Origin of the sequence: Muricoccus roseus, from assembly GCF_900141905.1 — a bacterium.
Taxonomy (GTDB): Bacteria; Pseudomonadota; Alphaproteobacteria; order Acetobacterales; family Acetobacteraceae; genus Roseomonas; species Roseomonas rosea.
Window position 1 is genome coordinate 74,145 of sequence record NZ_FQZF01000019.1, and the last position, 22,428, is coordinate 96,572.

Below are 22,428 nucleotides of genomic sequence, written 5' to 3' on the forward strand. Positions count from 1 at the left end.
CCCTTTCAGCACGCCGCGGCCAGGCGACGCGCGCCGCCGCAGAAGCTCGCGATCGCGGCGGCCAGGGCCGCGTCCGGCTGGCGAGGAGTGGCGCCCCGCCATACGGCGAGGCGGGCCCCCAGATAGAAGACGCGCCCGTGCAGCGCCCAGGCCGCCTCGACCGCCGCCTCCTCCGACAGCGGCGCCCCGCCGGCGGCCCGCTCCGCCCGCAGGGCCTGGGCCAAGGGGCCGATGATGCGCTCGCGCAGCAGTGTGGCGAGCCCGGCCAGCGCGGCCTCGCCCTCCAGCCCCACCTGCAGCGCGATCCGCATCCATTCCGGGGAGAGGAGCAGCGTCCCGGCATCCCCGTAGAAGCGCAGCAGCCGCTCCTCCAGCGGCAGGGTGATGTCGCGGAGGACTTCATCCCAGGCCGGGTCCCAGCGGCGCTCGAACATCTCGGTGCAGACCGCGGCGATCAGGTCCTCCTTCGTCGGGAAATGCCGGTAGAGGACGGAATGGGAGATGCCGATGGACTGGGCGAGAAGCCGCGTCTGCCCGGAGAAGCCCTGCTCCGCGAAGAAGGGGATCGCGGCGTCCAGGATCATCCGCTCCCGCTCGGCCGCCGCCACGCGGGGTCGGCGCGGAGCGGCCGGCGGGCTCGCGGCTCGGGCCTTGGGCATGGGGTCCCCTCAGTAATTCGGCGGCCTTATAGCTCGCGAGGGTGCACTCCGCAGCCCGGGCGCCGGCCGCGAGAAGGGGGGTGTCAGGCGGGGCGGGGCGCGGTCCCGCGGGCATCCTGTATTGCCTGCCACACCCGCAGCGGGGTGGCGGGCATGGAGATGTCCCGCACGCCCAGCTCGGCCAGGGCATCCAGCAGCGCGTTCACGACCGCCGGCGGCAGGCCGACCGAGCCGACCTCCGCGCAGCCCTTGGCCTTCAGCGGGTTGTGCTCGCAGGGGGTGCCGTGGGTCAGCACAGTGAAGCTGGGCAGGTCATGCGCGCGGGGGATGGCGTAGTCCTGGAAGCTGGCGGTCACCATCTGCCCCGCCTCGTCGAAGCCGCAGCCCTCCAGCAGGGCTTGGCCGGCGCCCTGCGCGAGCCCGCCATGGATCTGCCCGTGCACGATCATCGGGTTGATGATCTCGCCCAGGTCGTCCACCGCGACGATCTTTTCCAGCGTCACCTCGCCGGTGTCCGGATCCACCTCCAGCTCGCAGATGTGGCAGCCGCCGGGATAGGTCCAGTTCTTCGGGTCGTAGAAGGCTGTCTCGTCCAGGCCGGGTTCGATCTCGTCGATCGGGTAGTCATGCGGCGTGTAGGCGGCGCGGGCGACCTCGGCGAAGCTCATGGTGCGGTCCGTGCCGTCCACCCGGAACAGCCCGGGCTCGAACACCACGTCTCCCGCCGCGGCCTCCAGCCGGTGCGCCGCGATGATGCGGCCCTTGGCGACGATCTTGTCCACGGCCTTGAGGATCGCTGAGCCGCCGACGACGAGGGAGCGGGAGGCGGCGGTGCCGCGCCCGAAGGGCACCTGGTCCGTGTCGCCCTGCACCACGCGCACGCGTTCGAAGGGCACGCCCAGCCGGTCCGCGACGATCTGCGCGAAGGTGGTCTCGTGGCCCTGGCCATGGCTGTGCGCGCCGCTGAACACTGTGACCGCGCCGCTGGGATGGACGCGCACCTGCGCGGATTCCGAGCGTGCGCCGCGCCCGCCGAGCTGGCCGACGACGCGGGAGGGCGTGCCGCCCGCGATCTCGACATAGGTGGAGATGCCGAGGCCGCGCAGCCGCCCGCGCTGCCGCGCCGCCGCCTTCCGGGCCGGGAAGCCCTCCAGATCCGCCGCCTCGAGGGCGAGGCGGAGCGTGGATTCATGATCGCCGGAATCGTATTCGAGCCCGAGCGGCGTGGGATAGGGGAACTGGTCCGCTCCGATGAAGTTCCGGCGGCGCAGTGCCACGCGGTCGATCCCCGTGACCTTCGCGGCCTCGTCCACCAGGCGTTCCAGCACGTAGCTCGCCTCGGGCCGGCCGGCGCCGCGATAGGCGTCCACGCTGACGGTGTTGGTGAAGGTGAGCTTCACGTTGCACCAGATCGCGGGCGTCCGGTACACGCCGGCCAGCAGCGGGGCGTAGTAGTAGGTGGGGATGGCGGTGGCGCCGCCGGTGAGATAGGCGCCGACATTCGCGAGCGTGACCACGCGCAGCCCGATGAAAATGCCTTCCGCGTCCAGCGCCAGTTCGCATTCGGTGCGGTGGTCGCGGCCCTGCACGTCGGTCAGGAAGGACTCCGTCCGGTCCCCCACCCAGCGGATAGCGCGGCCCAGGCGGCGCGCGGCCCAGGTGAGGGTCGTCTCCTCCGGGTAGAGGAAGATCTTCGTCCCGAAGCCGCCGCCGACATCGGGGGAGATCACGCGCAGGTCGGTCTCGGGGATGTTCAGCACGCTGCCGCACAGCGTGCCGCGCACGGTGTGCGGGTTCTGGCTGGTGGTCCAGAGCGTGGTGGTGCCCATGGCCGTGTCATGCGCGGCGACGGCGGCGCGGGGCTCCATCGGGGCGGGCACCAGGCGGTTGTTGACGAGCGAGAGGCGGACGCGATGCGCGGCGCGGGCGAAGGCGGCCTCCACCGCCGCGGCGTCGCCGATCTCCCAGTCGCAGCAGAGATTGTCGGGCAGGTGGTCCCACACGCGCGGCGCGGTGGCGTGCAGCGCGGTGCCGAGATCGGCCGCGGCCTCCAGCACCTCGTAATCCGCCTCGATCGCCTCGGCCGCGTCCCGCGCCTGGGCGGGGGTTCCGGCGATCACCACCGCCAGCGGCTCGCCGACATGGCGGACCTTGTCCACGGCCAGGGGATAGTGCGGCGGCTCGGCGTTGGGGCGGCCGGTGCGGTCCCGCACCACCCAGCCGGAGGGCAGGCTGCCGACGCCATCCGCGCAGAGATCCGCGCCCGTGAAGATCGCCACCACCCCCGGCATCCCGCGCGCCGCATCGAGATGCAGGCCGAGGATGCGCGCATGGGCGTGGGGGGAGCGCAGGAAGGCGGCGTGGAGCTGGCCGGGCACGGCCATGTCCGCGACATAGCGGCCCTGGCCGCGCAGCAGGCGCTGGTCCTCGCGCCGCCGGACGGAATGGCCGATGCCGGTGGCGGGCCGGGCGAGGGGCTGCTCGGGCATGGTGTTCGCTCGTGACCTGTTCAGGCGGCCAGGTGGCAGGCGGCGGCGTGGGCATCGCCCAGCTCCCGCATGGCGGGCACCTCCACGCGGCAGCGCTCCACCGCGATGGGGCAGCGCGGATGGAAGCGGCAGCCCTGCGGCGGGTTGAGGGGGCTGGGCGGCTCGCCCCGCAGCGCCTGCCGGTCCGCGCGGCTGCCGCCACGGCCGGGCAGGGCGGAGAAGAGCGCCCTTGTGTAGGGATGGCGCGGCTGGCGCAGCAGCGAGGCCTTCGAGCCGATCTCCACGATCCGCCCGAGATACATCACCGCAATCCGGTCCGACAGGTATCCGACCACGGCGAGGTCATGGGAGATGAACAGGTAGGAGAGGCCGAATTCCACCTGCAGCGAGCGCAGCAGGTTCACGATCTGCGCCTGGATCGAGACATCCAGCGCCGAGACCGCCTCGTCGCAGATGACCAGCCGCGGGCGCAGCGCGATGGCGCGGGCGATGCTGATGCGCTGGCGCTGTCCGCCGCTGAACTCATGCGGATACCGGTCCAGATCCGCGGCGCGCAGCCCCACGCGCTCCAGCAGCGCGGCCGCCGTCTCGCGCCGCTCCGCGCGCGTGCCGAGGCCGTGCACGCGCAGCGGGTCCTGCAGGATGGTGCCGATGCTGTCGCGCGGGTTGAGCGAGCCGAAGGGGTCCTGGAACACCATCTGCATCTCGCGCCGGTGCGGGCGCAGGGCACGGCGGCCGAGCCCGACCAGCTCCGCGCCCCGGAAGCGGATGGAACCGGCTTCCGGCGCGTCGAGCCCGTTCAGCGTGCGGCCGAGGGTGGACTTGCCGCAGCCGGATTCCCCCACCAGTCCCAGCACCTCCCCGGTGGCGATGCCGAAATCCACGCCATCCACCGCATGCACGGTGCCGGCGGCGGCCCGGTGGTACTTCCGCAACCCGCGGACGGTCAGGAGTTCCTGCGCATCACTCATGCGGCGGCCCTCTCGCGGCTGGCGACGAGGCAGGCGACCTGGCGGCCCGGGCCGATGGCATCCAGCGTGGGGCGGATTTCCGAGCAGGCGGGCTCGGCGCGGACGCAGCGGGGGGCGAAGGCGCAGCCGGGCGGAAGCGCCAGGGGAGGGGGCACGACGCCTGGGATCTCCACCAGCGGCTCCGACACGTCCTGCCAGGGGTCGGGGCGGCAGGCGAGCAGGGCGCGGGTGTAGGGATGGGTGGGGTCGGCGAGGACCTGCTCGACCGGCCCTTCCTCCACCTTCCGCCCGGCATAGACGACCGCGACGCGCTGCGCGTGGTCCGCCACCAGGCCGAGGTCATGGGTGATCAGCACCACGCCCATGCCCAGCTCCGCCTTCAGCCCGTCGATCAGGTCCAGCACCTGGGCTTGCACGGTCACGTCCAGCGCGGTGGTGGGTTCGTCCGCCAGCAGCAGGGCGGGGCGGCAGGCCAGGGCCATGGCGATGACGATGCGCTGGCGCATGCCGCCGGAGAGCTGGTGCGGATACTCGTCCACCCGCCGCTCCGGCGCGGGGATCCCGACGAGGCGCAGCAGGTCCAGCGTGCGCGTGCGGGCCTGGGCCTTGGTCACGCCCTTCTCGTGCAGGAGGATGGATTCGGCGATCTGCGCGCCGACGGGCATCAGCGGGTTGAGGCTGGTCGAGGGCTCCTGGAAGACCATCGCCATCTCGCGCCCGCGAATGTCGCGCATGGCGTCCTCGTCCAGCGGCAGGATGTCGCGGCCGCCGAGCACCACGCGCCCCGCCGCCACCCGGCCGGGCGACTGGACGAGGCGGATGATCGAATAGGCGAAGGCGCTCTTGCCCGAGCCGGATTCGCCGACCACCGCGACCGTTTCGCCGGCATGCACGGAGAGGTCCATGTCCGCCACCGCGGTGACGGTGCCGCGTGGGGTTTCGAACACGGTGCGCAGGCCCTCGACCCGCAGCACGGGCTCGCCCGGCACGCCGCTCATGCCCGCCCCGCCGCGCGAGGGTTCAGCGCCTCGTTCAGCCCATCGCCCACCAGGTTGATGGAGAGCACGGTGAGGAGGATGGCGATGCCGGGGATGCCCGCCATCCACCAGGCCGTGCGGATAGCCGAGCGGCCGGCGCCGATCATCAGCCCCCAGCTCATGACATTGGGATCCCCCAGCCCGAGGAAGGAGAGGCCGGATTCGAAGAGAATGGCGGTGGCGACCATCACGGAGGCCGCGACGAGGATCGCCGGCAGCGCGTTCGGCAGGATCTGGCGGGCGAGCACGCTGGCATCGCCCATGCCGATGGCGATGGCGGATTGCACGTAGTCCCGGCTCCGCAGCCCCGCCACCTCCGCGCGCACCAGCCGGGCCAGCGGCGCCCAGGAGACCACGACGATGGCGATCAGCAGCGCGTTCAGCGAGGGTTCCATGATCGCCACCAGCACGATCGCGAAGAGGAAGGAGGGGATGGTCTGGAACAGCTCGGTGAAGCGCATCAGCAGCGTGTCCACCCGGCCGCCCACATAGCCCGCCGCGCCGCCGACGAGGATGCCGATGGCCGTGACCACCAGCGCGGCGAGCGTGCCGATCAGCAGCGAGACCCGCGCGCCGTGCACGATGCCGGCGGCGAGGTCGCGCCCCAGCGTGTCCGTGCCCAGCAGGAATTCCCCGGTGAGGGGCGGCAGGTAGGGCCGTCCGACGATTTCGAACGGATCCTCCGGATAGAGGAGGTCGGCTGAGGCCGCGAGGCCGATGACCAGGAGGAGCAGCACGGCGCCGGCCACGGCCGCCGGCTGGCGCAGGAAGCGGCGCAGGGCCGGGGGAAGGCGCATCAGGCGAGGGCCACGCGGGGATCGATGATCGAGTGCACGAGATCCACCAGGAGATTGGCGATGACGACGACGACCGAGCTGAGGGTGAGGATGCCGAGCAGCAGGTTGAGGTCGCGGGCGAACAGCGCCTCAAAGGCGAGCTGGCCCAGGCCGGGCCAGCCGAAGACGGATTCCACCACCACCGAGCCGCCCAGCGCGCCGCCGATCTGCACGCCCGCCATGGTCACGATGGGCAGCACCGCGTTGCGCAGGACGTGGCGGAAGACGAGCCGGCGCGGCGGCACGCCCTTGGCGCGGGCGGTGACGACGTAGTTCATCCGCAGGTTCTCGAGCACCGAGGCGCGCATCAGGCGGGTGTAGAGCGCCATGTAGAAGAGCGAGAGGGTGACGGCGGGCAGCACGAGATGGTGCAGCACGTCGAGAACATGGGCCATCCCGCCGCCGGGCCCGCCCACGGTCGTCATCCCGCTGGTCGGCACCCATCCGAGCTGGATGGCGAAGACGACGATGAACATGAGCCCGAGCCAGAAGATGGGCGATGCATAGGCGAGGACGGTGGCCAGCAGGATCAGCGCCGCCTCGATCCGGTTGCGCCGCACCGCCGCGATCAGGCCGAGCAGGGTGCCGAGCCCGACGGAGAGCAGGACGGAGGCGCCCATCAACAGCAGCGTGGCCGACATCCGCCCGAGGATCAGCGAGAGGTTCGATTCCTGGTAGCGGAAGGAGTAGCCAAAATCGAGGCGGAGGATGTTCCAGACATAGCTGGCATATTGGAGCGCCAGCGGACGGTCGAGGCCGAACTGGGCGCGGAGCTGGGCCATGTATTCCGGCGTGGCCGCGCCCGCCTCTCCGGCCATCACGGTGGCCGGGTCGCCGGGCGCGAGGCGCAGGAGGAAGAAGTTGAAGGTGACGATCAGCAGGATCGTCGGAATTCCCTGGAGCGCGCGGCGCCCCAGGAAACGCCAGCGGCTGCCGCCCCCGCCCGGCCCGGCCACGCCGCGATCAGCCCTCGATCCGCGTTTCGTACAGGCCGCCGCGCACGCCGAGGCCTGATGTGATGAGGTTCTTCACGCGCTTGTTCTGCAGCGCGACGAGCTCCATCTCCATGATCCAGATGATCGGGCTGTCCTCCACCAGCTTGCGCTGGATGGCGTGGAACAGCTCCGCCCGCTTGGCTGCGTCCGTTTCCACCGCCGCCTGGGCCCAGAGCCGGTCGTTCTCCGGATCGCTGTACTGGGCGACGTTGTTGAAGGGGATGCCCTGGCGGATGTTGCTGGTCACGAACTGGCGCTGCACGCCCAGCGTGGGATCGCCCATGCCGACATACCAGCCCGAGGTCATGTCGAAGTCGTAGTCGGTGTAGACGCGGCGGACATAGGTGGCCTGGTCCACCGTGCGCAGGTTCAGCCGCACGCCGATGCGGTTGTAGGCCTGGCGCATGTACTCGCCCATGCGGCGGTAGTCGTCGCCATAGGGGCCGACATCCTGGGTCAGCTCGAAGCGGATGCCGCCGGCGCCGCGCTTGTAGCCGGCTTCGTCCAGCAGGGCGTTGGCGCGGGCCACGCGGTCCGGCACGTCGAAGCGCAGCACCTGGTCGGTGTAGAGGCCCGAGCCGGAGTAGACGGAGGAGATGGGCCCCACCGCCGGCTTGCCGAAGCCGTACCACACATTCTCGGCGATGAACTTGCGGTCGATCGCATAGGCCAGCGCCTGGCGCACGCGCCGGTCGTCCAGCGGCTTCTTCTTCGTGTTCAGCTCCAGCAGCATCACGGGCGCCAGCGCCTCATAGCCACCCTGGGCGATCTCGATGTTCGGGAGCCCTGCCAGGCGGCGCATCTCGGCGGGGGTGATGGTGCCAAAGAAGGCCACGTCCACCTCGCCGCTCTCGAGCGCGGCGGCGCGGGTGGCGGGGTCGTTGATGAAGCGGAAGATCAGCCGGTCTAGATACGGACGGCCGGGGCGCCAGTAGTTCGGGTTCTTCTCGAGAACGATGGAGGCGCCGCGGTTCCACTCGGTGAATTTGAACGGCCCGGTGCCGATGGGGCGGTTGTTCGCCGGGTTGTTCCGGATGTCCGTGCCCTCATAGAGGTGCTTCGCGACGATCGGGGATTCGAGGCTGGAGAGGCCCTTCATCATCGGCGGATAGGGATGGGCGAGGCGCAGGATCGCGGTGTGCTCGTCCGGCGTGTCCACCGCCTCCAGCGGGCCGAGATTGCCCGGGCCGCGCGGGTGGAACTTCTTCACCACCTCCAGCAGGGAGAACGCGACATCCGCGCTGGTGAACGGCTTGCCGTCATGCCAGGTGACGCCGCGGCGCAGCTTGAAGGTGACGGACTTGCCGTCTCCCGAAACCTCCCAGGATTCCGCGAGCGAGGGCTGCGGCTGCATCTGCATGTCGTATTCGAGCAGGCCGTCATAGATCTTCGTGCCCAGCTCCGCGACGGAGGGCGCGGAGTTGATCGCGTTCGTCAGTACCGTGGGCTCGGGCGTGGTGACGACGACGAGCGTGTTGCCGCGCGCGGCCTGCGCGCGTGCTGCGGAGGGATGTGCGAGACCGGCGACCCCGGCCCCGAGAAGGGGGAGCGAGCCCAGCAACTGACGACGAAGCATGTCTGCCCTCCTGAGGGATGGTGCGGCCCGGCCCGCTGCGGCAGGTGCCGGACATGCGTGTCCGCGGCCTGCGTTCCGTGACTATTTACCGCGTGGTCGCAAAGTGCAAGAACAGATTCGCTCTCGTGAATATCGGTCGCGCGCAGGGCGACGGAGCCCTTGGTGCGGATGCGCGCCCGTGGTGCCGGGGCCGATGTTCGGGAGCAGGAGACGCGGATTCCGGCGGGGAACCTGCCGCCCGCCCAAAGGGAGCAGACGGCGTGAAGTACATCTCCATTCGCATCCGCCCGGATCGCGTGTTCCACGGCTATGACGAGAACCGCACGCTGATCGTGGACAAGATGCCGGCCTCCGACTTCGTGGAGAAGGTCATCAAGATCGAGCGCATCCTCTCCGTGACGGAGGACTACATCTTCATCGAGACGCCGCACGATACGGTGCAGACCTGGGAATACGAAGGCGATCTGGCGGAGATCAAGCGGCGCCTTGCCGCCGTGGGCATGCTGATCGACTGATCGCGGCGGCGGGGGGCGCGGTCCTGGCCGCGTCTCGCCCTCCCGGGCATGCTGGCCCGCGGCGCGGGAAGCCGCGACCCACCCGGCGACGTCCTAAGGGGGGTGCCGCCGGCGGGCGCTTGGCTTATCACGCGCGCGACGTGCTGCCCGACAGGAGCCGACGATGCCGCCGATCAATCCGCTTCTTCTCGACACGGGCAGCCCGCCGATCCCGGAGATCCAGGGCTGGGGCGCGCGGTATGGCGGCGCGGCGGGGCCCTTGCTGAACCTGTGCCAGGCCGTGCCGTCCCATGCGCCCCCGCCGGGGATGCTGGCGCGGCTGGCGGAGGCGGCCGCGGATCCGCGCAGTGCCGGCTATGGGCCGATCATGGGCGATGTGGCGCTGCGCGAGGCTTATGCGGCGCAGCTTTCGGCGGTATATGGCGGGCGGCGGACTGCGGCGGAGGTCGCGATCACCTCGGGCTGCAACATGGCCTTCTTCATCGCGATGATGGCGCTGGCGCAGCGGGGCGATGCGGTGATGCTGCCGACGCCCTGGTACTTCAACCACCAGATGACGCTGAACATGCTCGGTATCGAGGCGCGGGCGCTGCCATGCCGCGCGCAGCAGGGCTTCGTGCCGGATGTAGAGGATGCGGCGGCGCTGATCGACGAGCGCGTGCGGGCGATCGTGCTGGTGACGCCGAACAACCCGACCGGCGCGATCTATCCGCCGGAGGTGATCGCGCGCTTCCATGCGCTGTGCCGGGACCGCGGGGTCTGGCTGGTGCTGGACGAGACCTATCGCGACTTCCTGCCGGCGGGGCAGGCACGCGCGCATGATCTTCTGGCTGGCGATGCGTGGCCGGAGAACCTCGTGCAGCTCTACAGTTTCTCGAAGTCCTTCGCGGTTCCCGGCTACCGGCTGGGCGCGCTGGGCGCACCGGCCTCGGCGATGCCGGAGATCGGGAAGGTGGTGGATTCCGTGCAGATCTGCGCCGGGCGCGTCGGGCAGGCGGCGCTGACCTGGGGGCTGCCGAACCTGGACGGCTGGCGGGCGGAGAAGCGGGCGGAGATGGGGGAGCGGGTGGAGGCGGTGCGCGCCGTCTTCTCGCGCCTGCCCGGATGGCGGCTGGAGGCTTCGGGCGCCTATTTCGCCTATGTGCGGCATCCCTTCGCCGGGCGCACGGCCTGGGACGTGGTGGAGGAGCTGGTGAACCGGCACGGGGTGATGTGCCTGCCGGGCCCCGCCTTCGCGGGGGAGGACGCGCATCTGCGGATCGCCTTCGCCAATGTGGATCTGGCGGGGATCGCGGTGATGGAGGAGCGGCTGCGGGCGGCGACGCCCTAGCCTAGCGCGCGGGGATGCGGCGCATCGCCGGGATGGTGGTGGCGCCGGCTTCGGACGCGCGGCGCGAGGCCTCGATGTCGATGCGCGGCGCGGCGGGGTCCAGGCGGAGCACGATCGGCTCGCGCGGCTCGGCATTCGGCGAAGCGGCGCGGTAGATCAGGCCGATGCGCGGCGTGGCGCCGTCCGGCGGAAGCATCCCGACGGCTTCGAGACCGAGGCAGGTCTCCGCCTCCCATTCGCCTTCGCCGATGGTGGGCAGGAGCGCGGCCGGCGCGCCGGGGCGCAGCAGCAGCAGGTGGCAGGGGCGCGGGCTGCTCGCGCGTTCCGGTACGGGGCCGCGGAGCGCGACGAGGGAACCGACGCGCTCGCGGCCGCGCAGGAGGAGCCAGGAGGCATCGCGCTGGATGCTGGCTGCGCGCTGCGGGGTGGTGGCGAGATGGGCGCCGGCGGCGGCGAGGCTGGGCTCGTCGATGGGCGCGAGCGTTTCGGCGCGTGCCGGGGTGGCGGCCAGGAGGGCGGCGAGGAGGATGGCGGCGGGGAGGGGCGTCGGGATCCTCACTGGGGCTTGTTCTCCACCATGGCCATGAGGGTTTCGAGCAGGTCCGCCTCCTCCGCCGGCTTGTCCTGCCGGAGGCGGGCGATGCGCGGGAAGCGCATGGCGACGCCGGAGCGGTGACGGGTGGAGAGCTGCGCGGCGTCGAAGATGACCTCCAGCACGAAGCTCTTCTCCACCTCGCGCACCGGGCCGAAGCGGCCGGTGGTGTGGTTGCGCACCCAGCGGTCCAGGAAGATCAGCTCCTGGTCGGTGAAGCCGGAATAGGCCTTGCCGACGGGGACGAGCTCGCGCATGCCGTCCTCGTTGGTGCGCCAGAGGCCGAAGGTGTAGTCGCTGTAGTAGGAGCTGCGCTTGCCGTGGCCGCGCTGCGCGTACATCAGCACGGCATCGACCGAGAGCGGGGCGCGCTTCCACTTCCACCACAGGCCCTTCACCCGCCCCGGCACATAGGCGCTGTCGGCGCGCTTGATCATCAGCCCTTCGATGGAGGCCTCGCGCGCGCTGTCGCGGAGCGCGGAGAGATGGTCCAGCTTCTCGAACGGGATCATCTCGGAGATGTCCATGCGCGCGGGGGCGTGGCGCGCGAACCAGGCTTCGAGGCGGGCGCGGCGTTCGGTGAGGGGGAGCGGGCGGAGGTCTTCCTCACCGTCGATCAGCAGGTCGTAGAGGCGCACGGCGACGGGGTAGTCGCGCATCAGCTTCGGGCCGATGACCTTGCGGTTCAGCCGCTGCTGCAGGTCGGAGAAGGGTGCGACCTGCTTTCCGTCGGGCCCGTCGCGGATGACGAGGAGCTCGCCATCCAGCACGCCGCGGAAGTCCATGGCCTCCGCGATCTCGGGGAAGGCGCCGGAGATGTCCTCCCCCGTGCGGGACCAGAGGCGGCGGCCGCCGGGCGCGCCGGTGAGCTGGACGCGGATGCCGTCCCATTTCCATTCGGCGCGCCAGTCCTGCGGGGCGTGCTCGATGGCGGCGATGTCGGCCTCGGCCTCCAGCGGATGGGCGAGCATCAGCGGGCGGAAGACGGGGGCGCCGGCGGCATCGGGGCGTGGGCCGGTGCCTTCGAGCCAGTGGAAGAGCGGGAGATAGGGCGGGGCGACGGCGTGCCACACCTCCTCGATCTCGCCGATCTCCTGGCCGGACCATTCGGCCAGCGCGGTCTTCGCCAGCCGTGCGGAAGCGCCGACGCGCAGGCCGCCGGTGACGAGCTTGATGAGGGCGAGGCGGCCGCCGGCATCCAGCGTGTCGAGCCAGCCCTCCATCAGCGCGGGCACCTCCGCGCGCGATGCGAGTTCAAGGCTTTCGACCACTTCGGACAGGGTGGGCGGGGGCGCGTTCACGCCCTGGCGCTCGGGCCAGATGAGGGCGACGGTTTCGGCGAAGTCGCCAACATAGTCATGCGACAGCGCGAGGAGCGTGGGATCGACGCGGCTGGCGACGAGGTCGCGGATGATGGCGGGCTTGGCGGCGGTGAAGGCGAGCTCGCCTGTCAGCGCGGCGAGGCCGACGCCGCGCTCGGGGTCGGGCTGCTCGGCGAACCAGCGGCGGATGAGCGCCACCTTTGCGTTGCGGCCGGGGGTGAAGACGAGGCGTTCCAGCAGGTCGGCGAAGGCCTGGACGCTCACGGGGCGGCCTCTTCCGCCGCGGGCTCGGGCGCGCCCTCGTCCTCCTCCTCGTCCCGCCCGACGAGATGGAGCGCGCGGCCGCGGATGCCCTTGAGGGAGAGGGCGTGGACGAGGGCGTCGTCGCGGCCATGGGTGACCCAGACCTCGGGCGCCCGGACATCGTCGATGGTTTGCAGCAGCTCGTCCCAGTCGGCGTGGTCGGAGACGATGAGGGGGAGTTCGACGCCACGCAGCTTGGCGCGCTGGCGGACGGTCATCCAGCCCGAGGCGGCGCAGGTGACGGGATCCGCCAGGCGGCGGGCCCAGGGTGTGGCCTCGGCGGAGGGGGGCGCGATGACGATCTCCCCGGCGAGGATGGGCGGGTGGCCGCGCTTCAGGCCCTTGGGCACGGGGCGGAGATCCCCGAGCGGGACGCCGAGCGATTCGTAGAGCGTGCAGAGCTTTTCCACCGCGCCGTGGAGATGGACGGGGCGGTCCCAGCCGGCCTCGCGCAGCAGGGCGATGATCCGCTGGGTCTTTCCCAGGGCATAGGCGCCGACGACATGCGCGCGTTCGGGGAAGAGGGCGACGCTGTCGAGCAGGCGGCGGATCTCGTGCGAATCCGGCGGGTGGCGGAAGACGGGGAGGGCGAAGGTGGCTTCGGTGACGAAGACGTCGCATTCCACCGGCACGAAGCCCGCGCAGGTCGGGTCGCGCCGGCGCTTGTAGTCGCCCGAGACGACGATCCGGCTGCCCTGCCATTCCAGCGCGACCTGGGCGGAGCCGAGGACGTGGCCGGCGGGGTGGAGGGTGATGCGGACGCCGTTGCGGGTGATGGATTCGCCATAGGCCAGGGGCTGCTGCTGGTCGCCGGCCCGGTCCTCGCCGAAGCGGGCGCGCATGATGGCCAACGTTTCCGGCGTGGCGAGGACGGCGGCATGGCCGGGGCGGGCGTGGTCGGCATGGCCGTGGCTGACCACGGCGCGGTCCACCGCGCGGGAGGGGTCCACATAGAAACCCCCCGGCTCGCAATAGAGGCCGAGGGGGGTGACCTTCATCCAGGTTTCGGGATGCGGGGCGGGCATGGGAAAGCCCTAGATTGGGCCGGGCCGCCCCGCTTCAAGCAGGCTTCTACTCCGCCGCCTCGGCGATCTCGAGCAGGGCGGCGCCATTCCGGCGTTCCCGCGCGATGGCGGTGTTGCCGCAGCGGACGTTGTCCAGCACGTCGCTGTCCGGGTTGGTGACCTGCAGCTTCGCCTGGACGCGGCAGGCGAGCTTGTCGTTGCCTGCGCCGTTCCAGCGGCGGATGGCATCCGCCCAGTTGCCGTAGGTCTCGTAGTGCTGGCGGAGGTAGCCGGCACCCCAGTCGGCCGAGCGCCAGGGGTCCAGCGGCCAGTCGGAGTTGCGGGCATGGACGCGGGCGTTCACCTGCACGCAGCCGGCCATGACGTAGGACCGGGCCGGGGCGGCGCGGTAGATGCGGCGGGCCTCCTCCGGCGTGTCGGGGTAGTAGGCGCGGCCGCCGATGTTCATGGCATGGGCGTGCAGGCCGGATTCCGCCAGCGAGATGGCGACCATCAGGCCTTCGGGGATGTTGTGAGCCAGTTCCGCCTGGCGGACGGCATCGAGGCAGGCGGCGCGCGGGCTGTCGAGATCGGTGCGGCGGAGGACGGCGGGACGGGCCCGGATGGTGGTGCCGGGGGACACCAGCGAGACCGGGCGGATGTTCTGCGGCAGCTGGGCCGGGGAAGGATTGGGCTGGGAAGCGAGTTCGGGCTCATCCGCCGTGGCGCAGCCGGCGGCCATGAAGCCGAGGCTGATCACGAGGGTCGAGGCGAGCGCGGCCCTGGCGACGCGGCTCTGGCGTCGTCGGGTCGGGCTTCCGGCTCGGGTCGGAGGGGCGCTCCGCGGCATCGCGCACGGGAACGCCGCGTTGGGCAGCCGGCCGGGGGGGGCCGACAGTCGGGGCGCGGACGTCATGTAGAAACCGCTACCAGCAAGGCGCAGGTCAGCGCAACCCAAAATGCCGCGGGGTTGGTCGCGGGGGTAAAAACGCGACGACGAAACGAAGGTTTCCGCCCCGGTGCCGCCACAATCTGCGGTTGACGTTTCGCCTGATGCACGGCCTCAAGTATAAATCATGAAGTTTATACTTAAGGAGAGGCGCGACGCGGCGGAGTTTGACTTGCGAATACAGTATTAGGCGAGTGCCCGCGCAAGGCGGCCGCGTGGGGGCTCGCGCGGGTGGGCACGTGCGGGCATGGAGTGCCGGGTGGGGTGGTGGGTGCCGGAGCGCGGGTGCGCGAACGCGGCCGGCCGAGCCGTCGAGGGGCGGATTCGCGCAAGCTGCTGATTTCGCGCCAAGCCGGAAGCGGAGATGTCGGCGCGGGAAGGCGGATATGGGATGACGACGCCGTCCGCCGGTTCAGGATGCCTGGGCACCCCGGGAACCACGCGGCACAGCGCCGTCTCCTCGTTTCCTTCCCCAAACCCGGCCCGTCTTTGACGGCGGCAGAACTCGTCTCGCATAGTCTTGTATAAGACACAAGACGCTTTGCCGGCTGCCGTTCATGCTCGCGAAACCGTTATCAGGGATGGAGTCGGGGGGCTGCGCCGGCCCGCTCTCGCGCTGCGGTGCCCCGGGATGGTAGAGTTGGATGGATCCCTCCAACCGTAGAAGCGCCCCTTGAACGAGATGCGTCGCCCCGACGCCCGACCCCTCTACGTGCAGGTCGAGGCGATCCTGAATGACCGGATCGTCTCGGGCGACTGGAAGTCGGGCCAGGCCCTTCCCGCCGAACCGGAGCTGGCCGCCGAGCTCGGCGTCTCGGCAGGAACGCTGCGCCGCGCGCTGGCGCGGCTGGAACAGCGCCACCTCATCGAGCGCCGGCAGGGGCGGGGCACCTATGTCACGCAGCAGACCAGTGAGCAGGCGCTGGGGCAGTTCTTCCGCGTGCGGAACCTGGCCGGGCGGCCGGTGGAGCCGGACACCTTCATCACCGGCGTCTCCACCGGCCCCGCGAGCGAGGAGGAGGCGGCTCGGCTGCGGTTAAGGCAGGGCGAGGCCGTGCACCGGATCGACCGGAGCCGGATCTTCGAGGGCGAGCCGCGGATCGCGGAGCGGATCACCCTTCCGGCGGCGCTCTTCCCCGGGCTCTCGCTGCCGCTGGCGCCCGCGCAGCTGGCGAGCGAGATCTATGTGCACTACCGCAACGCGCATGGGATCATCGTGGTGAAGTCCGAGGAGAATCTCTCGGCCACGGCGGCGACGGAGGCGGATGCGGCGGTGCTGAACTGCCCGGTGGGCACGCCGCTGCTTCTGATCGAGCGCGTGACCTTCGATGCGGCGGGGCGGGTGGTGGAGCTGCGCGTGTCCCGGCTGGATACGCGGGCGCATCGCTACGCCGTGGAGATCGCCTGAAGGCGAGAGGCGGCCCAGCGGGCGCTGTCGGCCACCACCGGGTCTTCGTCGTCCCGCAGGCGAAGCGCGACGGGTAGGAGGTTGGGGTCGCCGGAATTGCCGATGGCGTTCAGCACGTTCCGGACGAAGCGGTTGCGGCCGATGCGCTTGATGGGGGAGCCGGAGAAGTGGGCGCGGAAGGCGGCGTCGTCGAGTTCTGCGAGTTCGGCGAGGCGCGGTGCCACCAGGTCTTCCCGCGCGATCAGGCCGGGGATGGTGGTGGGGGTGGCGAAGCGGTTCCAGGGGCAGACGGCGAGGCAGTCGTCGCAGCCATAGATGCGGTTGCCCAGGCGCGGGCGCAGGTCTTCCGGGATGGGGCCACGGTGCTCGATGGTGAGGTAGGAGACGCAGCGGCGCGGGTCGAGCTGGTAGGGGGCGGGGAAGGCGTCGGTGGGGCAGGCGGTCTGGCAGCGGGTGCAGGAGCCGCAGCGGTCCGCATGGGGCGCGTCGGGTTCGAGGGCGAGGGTGGTGTAGACCTCGCCGAGGAAGAGCCAGGAGCCGTGGGAGCGCGAGACGAGGTTGGTGTGCTTGCCCTGCCAGCCGAGCCCTGCCTGTTGCGCGAGGGGCTTTTCCGAGACCGGGGCGGTGTCCACGAAGACCTTCACGCCCGGTGCTTCGGCCTGGGAGCCGGCGAAGCGCGCGACCATCCAGCGGGCCAGGGCCTTCAGGCGGGATTTGACGAGGTCGTGGTAGTCCCGGTGGCGCGCATAGACGCTGATCGTGCCGCGATCGGGCATTTGCAGGTAGGAGAGCGGGTCGTCCTCGGGCGCGTAGGAGAGGCCGAGGGAGATGACCGAGAGGGCTTCGGGCCAGAGGGCCTGGGGATGGGCGCGCTGTTCGGCGCGGGTTTCCATCCAGCCCATCTCGCCATGGAGGCCCTGGGCCAGGAAGTCCGCGAGGCGGTCGCGGACCTCCGGGCCAAGATCGGCGCGCGCGAAGCCAACCGCGTCGAAGCCCAGGCGCAGGGCTTCGTCGCGGATGGCGGCGCGCGCCCCTTCCGTCATCCGCGGCCGCGATAGGGCGGGACGCCCTGGTCGGGGATCCATGCGCCGGCGGGCGGGGCGCCGGTCTGCCAGAAGACGTCGATGGGGATGCCGCCGCGCGGGTACCAGTAGCCGCCGATGCGGAGCCAGGCCGGTTCCAGCAGCTCCACGAGGCGCTTGGCGATGTCGATGGTGCAGGCCTCGTGGAAGGCGCCGTGGTTGCGGAAGGAGGTGAGGTAGAGCTTCAGGCTCTTGCTCTCCACCAGCCATTCGCCCGGGATGTAGTCGATCACCAGATGCGCGAAATCGGGTTGCGCCGTAATGGGGCAGAGGCTGGTGAATTCGGGCGCGGTGAAGCGGGCGACGTAGTGCGTGCCGGGATGCGGGTTGGGGACGCGCTCCAGCACCGCCTCTTCCGGGCTGTTGGGCTGGGCGGTGCTGCGGCCGAGCATGGTCAGGCCGGAAACGTCGTGGCTCATGATGTCGTCTCCTCCGGCGAGGGCGGCTCGGGTGGCGGGGTGGTTTCCCACTTCGCCATGATCGCGGCGGCCTCGGCCTCGAAGCGACCCTCGAGGATGGCGGCGCGGAGGCGTGCCGTGAGGGTCTGATAATAGCGGATGTTGTGCCAGGTCAGCAGCATCGGGCCGAGCATTTCCTCGGCGCGGATGAGGTGCTGGATATAGGCGCGCGAATGCCGGGTGCAGGCGGGGCAATCGCATTCCGGGTCCAGCGTGGACGCATCGTCGGCGTGGCGCGCGTTGCGCATGTTCAGCACGCCGCGGCTGGTATAGGCGCGCCCGGTGCGGCCGGAGCGCGTGGGGATCACGCAGTCGAACATGTCCACGCCGCGCCCGACGGCGCCGATGATGTCGGAGGGTGTGCCGACGCCCATGAGGTAGCGCGGCTTGTCCTGCGGCAGCATGGGGACGGAGAAGTCGAGGGTGCGGAACATCTCCGCCTGGCCCTCGCCCACCGCGAGGCCACCGATGGCGTAGCCCTCGAAGCCGATCTCCGTCAGGGCCTTCGCGCTTTCGGCGCGCAGGTCCTCGAAGATGCTGCCCTGCTGGATGCCGAAGAGGCCGTAGCCCGGACGCGGCGTGAAGGCCTCGCGCGAGCGGGCGGCCCATTTCATCGAGAGGCGCATGCTCTTCGCCGCGACCTCATGCGTCGCCGGGAAGGGCGTGCATTCGTCGAAGCACATGGTCACGTCGGCATCGAGCAGGTGCTGGATCTCGATGCTGCGCTCGGGCGTGAGGCGGTGTTTGCTGCCGTCGATGTGGGATTGGAAGGTGACGCCATCCGCATCCATCTTCCGCAGCCCGGCCAGCGACATGACCTGGAATCCACCGGAATCCGTCAGGATGGGGCCGTGCCAGTCCATCAGCCTGTGCAGCCCGCCGAGGCGGCCGACGCGCTCGGCGCCCGGGCGGAGCATGAGGTGGTAGGTGTTGCCCAGCACCATGCGCGCGCCGGTGGAGCGCACGGCATCGGCTGTCATCGCCTTCACCGTGCCGGCGGTGCCGACGGGCATGAAGACGGGGGTCTGCACCTCCCCATGGGCCGTGTGCAGCGTGCCGGCGCGGGCGGCGCCGTCCTTCGCCTGAAGGGTGAAGTTCAGCGGGCCGTTCATGCCCCTGCCTCCCCGTCGTCGCGATCGATCAGGCAGGCATCGCCGTAGGAGTAGAAGCGGTAGCCGGCCGCGACGGCGTGGGCATAGGCCGCGCGCATCCGGTCGGTGCCGCCGAAGGCGCAGACGAGCATGAAGAGGGTGCTTTTCGGCAGGTGGAAGTTGGTGAGGAGGAGGTCGGCGCCGTGGAAGCGGTGGCCGGGCAGGAGGAAGATGTCGGTCAGGTCCCGGAAGGGACGGGTGGTGTTGTCCTCCCCCGTCGCGGTTTCCAGGAGGCGGAGCGCGGTGGTGCCGATGGCGACGACGCGGCCGCCGCGTGCGCGGGTCTCGTTGATGTCCGCCGCCGCCTCCTCCGTCACCTCGCCCCATTCGGCGTGCAGGCGCTGGGCGCGCGGGTCCTCGCCGCGCAGGGGCAGGAAGGTGCCGGCGCCGACATGCAGGGTTAGGGTGGTGCGGGCGACGCCGCGGGCCTCCAGCGCGGCCAGCAGTTCCGGGGTGAAGTGCAGGCTGGCGGTGGGTGCCGCGACCGCGCCGGGGATACGGGCGAAGATGGGCTGGTAGTCCTCGCGGTCCTCGGGCCTGGGGCCTTCGGGGCGGGCGATATAGGGGGGTAGGGGGATTTCGCCCGCCCTTTCCAGCGCGGCGGCCAGCGCCGCCTGGTCCGGGCCGAAATCGAGGCGGACGGCGCCGCCCTCCGGGTTCTCCACCACGCGGGGGGCGAGCTCGGAGGCGCCTTCGACGGAGAGGATGTCGCCGGCGCGCAGCTTTCGCGCGTTGCGGACCAGGGCGTGCCAGGTGCCGTCCGCTTCCTGGCGGTTCAGCATGATCTCGATTTTCGCCTCGCCACGCCGGGCGCGCAGGCGGGCGGGGATCACGCGGGTGTCGTTCACCACCATCAGGTCCCCGGGGCGGAGCAGGTCCGGCAAGGCGCGGATGGTCAGGTCCTGCCGGTCCTCCGCGATGCGCAGCAGGCGCGCGGAATCCCGGGGGCGGGCGGGGGACTGGGCGATCAGCGCCTCGGGGAGGTCGAAGGCGAAGTCGTTGGTGGAGAGGGGGCGGGGCAAGGGTTCGGGCCGATTCCGGGGGCGGGGGCGGGTAGCCCTTCCCGGGGCTCGGGGCAAGCGCGGCGGGGCCGCATGGGCCCGCCATCTCTCACGGGAAGGTCAAAATAGTTAATGAAGAATGATGTTGAAGGCGCGGCGGTAACGTCTCAGAAAAGAGATCGTTAGCGAATGGTGAACGATTCGTGCGCAACGGTTTCTTCCCTCTCCGGGCCGGGTTGGACGCTTCCGCGCTGGATGAGCTGCATGCGGCGGCGATGGCCTTCGACTGGTCGGGCCTGTTCGTCCCCATGGCGGCGCCCCACCCGGTGCTCGTGCCAGCACCGGGTGGGGCTTCCGGGCCTGCGCCGGATGCGCTGAACGACGCGCCGTTGCCCCTGGTGCCCGGGCTGGTCTCGGCCGGGCCGGCGCATGGCGAGCTGGTGCGGGGAGGGGATGCCGCGCCCCCCGTACCCGTATTGGACGCTGTGGTCGGTGCTGCGCCGGACCACCCGTCCGCGCCGGAGTCGCCCGTCGAGACGGCGCCTGTGCCCGCGCTTGTCGAGGCGGCGACCCCGGAGGACGGGACCCCGGAGGTGGCGGCGCCGGAGCCCCTCGCGCCCACCGTCATCCCGCCCGTGGCCGACCCCGCGCCTGTGCCGACTGCCCCGCCGGTGCCGCTGAACCTGCGGGGCGGGGCAGCGAGCGAGACGCTGGCGGGTGGCGAGGCCGGGGACACGATCTTCGGTGGCGGCGGCGCGGACCGCCTGCTCGGCGGCGGGGGTCGGGACGACATCACCGCGGGGGCGGGGGATGACACCATCCTCGGCGGGGAGGGGAACGACCTGATCCAGGCCGGAGATGGCCGCAACCGTGTCGAGGGCGGCGCGGGGCTGGACCTGATCGGCGCCGGCAGCGGGGACGACACCATCCTGGGCGGCGATGGCGACGACCTGATCGCCTCGGGCGGGGGCGCGGACTCGGTGGAAGGCGGAGCAGGGGACGACTTCATCCTGCTGGGCGATGGCGACGACCTTGGCGAGGGCGGCGACGGGGCGGACTACATCCTCGGCCAGGCCGGGCAGGACCGGCTTCTGGGCGGGGCGGGAGACGACATCCTCTCCGGCGGCGCGGGGGTGGATGCGGTGCTGGGCGGGGTGGGCGACGACCGCGTGGTGCACCGCTTCGCGGACCGGGAGATGGCGCCGGACATCCTCGTCGGCGGCGCAGGGAGGGACGTGCTGCAACTGGAGTTCGATGCGGGCTTCTGGGGCGATGCCGCGAACCGCGAGTCGGCGGCCGCGCTCGCGCGCTGGGTCGCCTCCGGGCCCGGCGAGGCGCTGGCCCTTGTGGATGAATGGCTCGGCGTCGCCATCTCGGGCTTCGAGGCGGTGCAGGTGCTGGTGGACGGGGTGGAGGCGCCGGCCTCGGACTGGCTGTTCTAGCCGCGCGATGCCGGGCGGCGATTTCGCGGTGGCGTGATCCGCTCTACACCCCTTCCTGCAACTTTGGGGAATGGACGGCGGGCATGCCGGTGAACACGGATCGCTTCCTCGCGGATCTGAAGACGCTGCGGCGCTTCGGCGCCTTCAAGACCGGGGTGCACCGCCCGACCTTCTCGCCCCAGGACATGGAGGCGCGGCACTGGTTCGTCTCCCGCCTGCGGGAGGAGGGGCTGCAGGCCGAGATCGACGGGATCGGCAACATCCTCGGGCGCAGCCCGAAGCCCGGGCCGCATCTGCTGGCCGGCAGCCATCTGGAGAGCCAGAACGAGGCGGGGTGGCTGGACGGGGCGCTGGGCTGCGTCGCGGCGCTGCATCTCGCCGCCTCCGGCCTGCCGGTGGATGTCGCCGTCTTCTCGGATGAGGAGGGGCATTATGGCAGCTTCATCGGCAGCCGCTCCTTCACGGGCATCCTGGAGGAGTCCGAAATCGACGCGCTGGCCAACAAGTACCATGGCAAGCCGCTGCGCGAGGCGCTGCGCGAGGCGGGGCTGGAGGGGCGGCCGCGCTTCGGGGTGGAGCCCGGGCGCTACAAGGCCTTCCTGGAGATGCATATCGAGCAGGGGCGGCAGCTCGAGGGCCAGGGGCTGCAGATCGGCGTGGTGACGGGCATCGTGGCGATCTGGCAGTGGAAGATCACGATCGAGGGGCAGCAGAACCACGCCGGCACCACCACCATGGCCGAGCGGCGCGATGCCGGCATGGCGGCGGTGCGGCTGCTGGCGATGATCGACGAGGAATTCCCGCGCCACTGCGCCGAACGCACGGTGTGGACTGCCGGGCGGATCGCGCTGAGCCCTGGCGCGCCTTCCATCATTCCGGGCCGCGCCGAGATCCTCTTCCAGTACCGCGACGTGGATATCGAGGTGCTGCGGCGGCTGGAGGTGGTGCTGCGGCGCTGCGTGGCCGAGAGCAACCGGCGGGAGCGCTGCACCGCCACGCTGGAGGCCATGTCCCTCTCCACCCCCGCCGTGAGCGACCCCGCGCTGCAGGATGCGCTGGCGGATGCGGCGGAGGCGCTGGCGCCGGGCAAGTGGCAGCGCATGCCCTCCGGCGCGGGGCATGACGCGCAGTACCTGGCGCGGGTGATGCCGGCGGCGATGCTCTTCGTGCCCTCGATCAACGGGATCAGCCATCACTGGACCGAGGATACGAAGGACGAGGACCTGGCGATGGGGATGCGGGTGTTGGCGGAAGGGGCGCGGCGCGTTCTGGAGGGCTAGGGCGGCGGGCCCGGAGGAAGGGGGCTGC

At 71.3% G+C, this 22,428-nt stretch carries 20 protein-coding genes; 5 read left to right on the forward strand and 15 right to left on the reverse strand.

Features of this window, described 5'->3' with window-relative positions; genetic code table 11:
• Positions 1 to 5: 5 nt before the first annotated feature.
• The 7 genes from BUB97_RS16270 to BUB97_RS16300 form a co-directional block, all read right to left on the reverse strand.
• Positions 6 to 659: a TetR/AcrR family transcriptional regulator gene (locus tag BUB97_RS16270; RefSeq protein ID WP_217659690.1), complete on the reverse strand. Its 654-nt coding sequence runs from the start codon at positions 657 to 659 to the stop codon at positions 6 to 8.
• Between the two features lie 83 nt (positions 660 to 742).
• The gene (locus BUB97_RS16275; protein ID WP_073136610.1) at positions 743 to 3,148 is read right to left on the reverse strand and encodes a xanthine dehydrogenase family protein molybdopterin-binding subunit; all 2,406 of its coding nucleotides are present in this window, start codon (positions 3,146 to 3,148) and stop codon (positions 743 to 745) included.
• A 20-nt stretch (positions 3,149 to 3,168) separates the two neighbouring features.
• Positions 3,169 to 4,119: an ABC transporter ATP-binding protein gene (locus BUB97_RS16280; RefSeq protein ID WP_073136612.1), complete on the reverse strand. Its 951-nt coding sequence runs from the start codon at positions 4,117 to 4,119 to the stop codon at positions 3,169 to 3,171.
• Positions 4,116 to 5,117, reverse strand: a complete 1,002-nt coding sequence (locus BUB97_RS16285) for an ABC transporter ATP-binding protein (protein ID WP_073136614.1) — start codon at positions 5,115 to 5,117, stop codon at positions 4,116 to 4,118. Before BUB97_RS16285 ends, BUB97_RS16280 begins: the two co-directional genes overlap by 4 nt.
• Entirely contained in the window at positions 5,114 to 5,953 is an 840-nt protein-coding gene (locus tag BUB97_RS16290; RefSeq protein WP_073136616.1) for an ABC transporter permease, read from the reverse strand. Before BUB97_RS16290 ends, BUB97_RS16285 begins: the two co-directional genes overlap by 4 nt.
• Positions 5,953 to 6,948, reverse strand: coding sequence for an ABC transporter permease (locus BUB97_RS16295; RefSeq protein WP_073136618.1), 996 nt, complete (start codon positions 6,946 to 6,948; stop codon positions 5,953 to 5,955). The genes BUB97_RS16290 and BUB97_RS16295 overlap by 1 nt, the downstream gene beginning before the upstream one ends.
• Positions 6,949 to 6,955: 7 nt before the next feature.
• Positions 6,956 to 8,563, reverse strand: a complete 1,608-nt coding sequence (locus BUB97_RS16300) for an ABC transporter substrate-binding protein (RefSeq protein ID WP_086062259.1) — start codon at positions 8,561 to 8,563, stop codon at positions 6,956 to 6,958.
• 260 nt (positions 8,564 to 8,823) lie between these two features.
• On the opposite strand from BUB97_RS16300, the gene BUB97_RS16305 reads away from it, so the two are divergent.
• Positions 8,824 to 9,078, forward strand: a complete 255-nt coding sequence (locus BUB97_RS16305) for a hypothetical protein (protein ID WP_073136620.1) — start codon at positions 8,824 to 8,826, stop codon at positions 9,076 to 9,078.
• A 163-nt stretch (positions 9,079 to 9,241) separates the two neighbouring features.
• Positions 9,242 to 10,408 carry an aminotransferase gene (locus tag BUB97_RS16310; RefSeq protein WP_073136622.1) on the forward strand — a complete coding sequence of 389 codons (1,167 nt, stop codon included), beginning with the start codon at positions 9,242 to 9,244 and terminating at the stop codon, positions 10,406 to 10,408.
• A gap of 1 nt (position 10,409) precedes the next feature.
• On the opposite strand, the gene BUB97_RS16315 is transcribed toward BUB97_RS16310, so the two are convergent.
• The 4 genes from BUB97_RS16315 to BUB97_RS16330 all read right to left on the reverse strand — a co-directional run bounded on the left by BUB97_RS16315 (position 10,410) and on the right by BUB97_RS16330 (position 14,371).
• A complete protein-coding gene (locus BUB97_RS16315; protein ID WP_073136624.1) occupies positions 10,410 to 10,967 on the reverse strand; it encodes a hypothetical protein in 558 nt (185 codons plus the stop codon).
• Positions 10,964 to 12,586 (reverse strand): cisplatin damage response ATP-dependent DNA ligase, encoded by a 1,623-nt coding sequence (locus BUB97_RS16320; RefSeq protein WP_073136626.1) that lies wholly within the window; start codon positions 12,584 to 12,586, stop codon positions 10,964 to 10,966. Before BUB97_RS16320 ends, BUB97_RS16315 begins: the two co-directional genes overlap by 4 nt.
• Complete coding sequence (locus BUB97_RS16325; protein ID WP_217659691.1) at positions 12,583 to 13,623, reverse strand: ligase-associated DNA damage response exonuclease; 1,041 nt, start codon at positions 13,621 to 13,623, stop codon at positions 12,583 to 12,585. Before BUB97_RS16325 ends, BUB97_RS16320 begins: the two co-directional genes overlap by 4 nt.
• Positions 13,624 to 13,696: 73 nt before the next feature.
• Entirely contained in the window at positions 13,697 to 14,371 is a 675-nt protein-coding gene (locus BUB97_RS16330) for a transglycosylase SLT domain-containing protein (protein WP_086062260.1), read from the reverse strand.
• Positions 14,372 to 15,260: 889 nt separating this feature from the next.
• On the opposite strand from BUB97_RS16330, the gene BUB97_RS16340 reads away from it, so the two are divergent.
• Entirely contained in the window at positions 15,261 to 15,986 is a 726-nt protein-coding gene (locus BUB97_RS16340; protein WP_073136686.1) for a GntR family transcriptional regulator, read from the forward strand.
• Here BUB97_RS16340 and queG read toward each other — a convergent pair.
• Genes queG through queA form a run of 4 tightly spaced genes read right to left on the reverse strand, consistent with a single transcriptional unit; the run spans position 15,965 to position 19,699 of the window.
• Complete coding sequence (gene queG, locus BUB97_RS16345) at positions 15,965 to 17,029, reverse strand: tRNA epoxyqueuosine(34) reductase QueG (protein WP_073136632.1); 1,065 nt, start codon at positions 17,027 to 17,029, stop codon at positions 15,965 to 15,967. The genes BUB97_RS16340 and queG overlap by 22 nt on opposite strands.
• Positions 17,026 to 17,487 carry a preQ(1) synthase gene (gene queF, locus BUB97_RS16350; RefSeq protein WP_073136634.1) on the reverse strand — a complete coding sequence of 154 codons (462 nt, stop codon included), beginning with the start codon at positions 17,485 to 17,487 and terminating at the stop codon, positions 17,026 to 17,028. The genes queG and queF overlap by 4 nt, the downstream gene beginning before the upstream one ends.
• The gene (gene tgt / locus BUB97_RS16355) at positions 17,484 to 18,638 is read right to left on the reverse strand and encodes a tRNA guanosine(34) transglycosylase Tgt (protein WP_073136636.1); all 1,155 of its coding nucleotides are present in this window, start codon (positions 18,636 to 18,638) and stop codon (positions 17,484 to 17,486) included. Before tgt ends, queF begins: the two co-directional genes overlap by 4 nt.
• A complete protein-coding gene (gene queA / locus BUB97_RS16360) occupies positions 18,635 to 19,699 on the reverse strand; it encodes a tRNA preQ1(34) S-adenosylmethionine ribosyltransferase-isomerase QueA (protein WP_073136638.1) in 1,065 nt (354 codons plus the stop codon). Before queA ends, tgt begins: the two co-directional genes overlap by 4 nt.
• Positions 19,700 to 19,881: 182 nt before the next feature.
• Between queA and BUB97_RS16365 the strand changes: the two genes are divergently transcribed.
• On the forward strand, positions 19,882 to 21,120 hold the full coding sequence (locus tag BUB97_RS16365; protein ID WP_073136640.1) for a calcium-binding protein: 1,239 nt from the start codon (positions 19,882 to 19,884) through the stop codon (positions 21,118 to 21,120).
• 83 nt (positions 21,121 to 21,203) lie between these two features.
• Positions 21,204 to 22,400 carry a Zn-dependent hydrolase gene (locus BUB97_RS16370; protein ID WP_073136642.1) on the forward strand — a complete coding sequence of 399 codons (1,197 nt, stop codon included), beginning with the start codon at positions 21,204 to 21,206 and terminating at the stop codon, positions 22,398 to 22,400.
• The last annotated feature ends 28 nt before the right edge of the window (positions 22,401 to 22,428 follow it).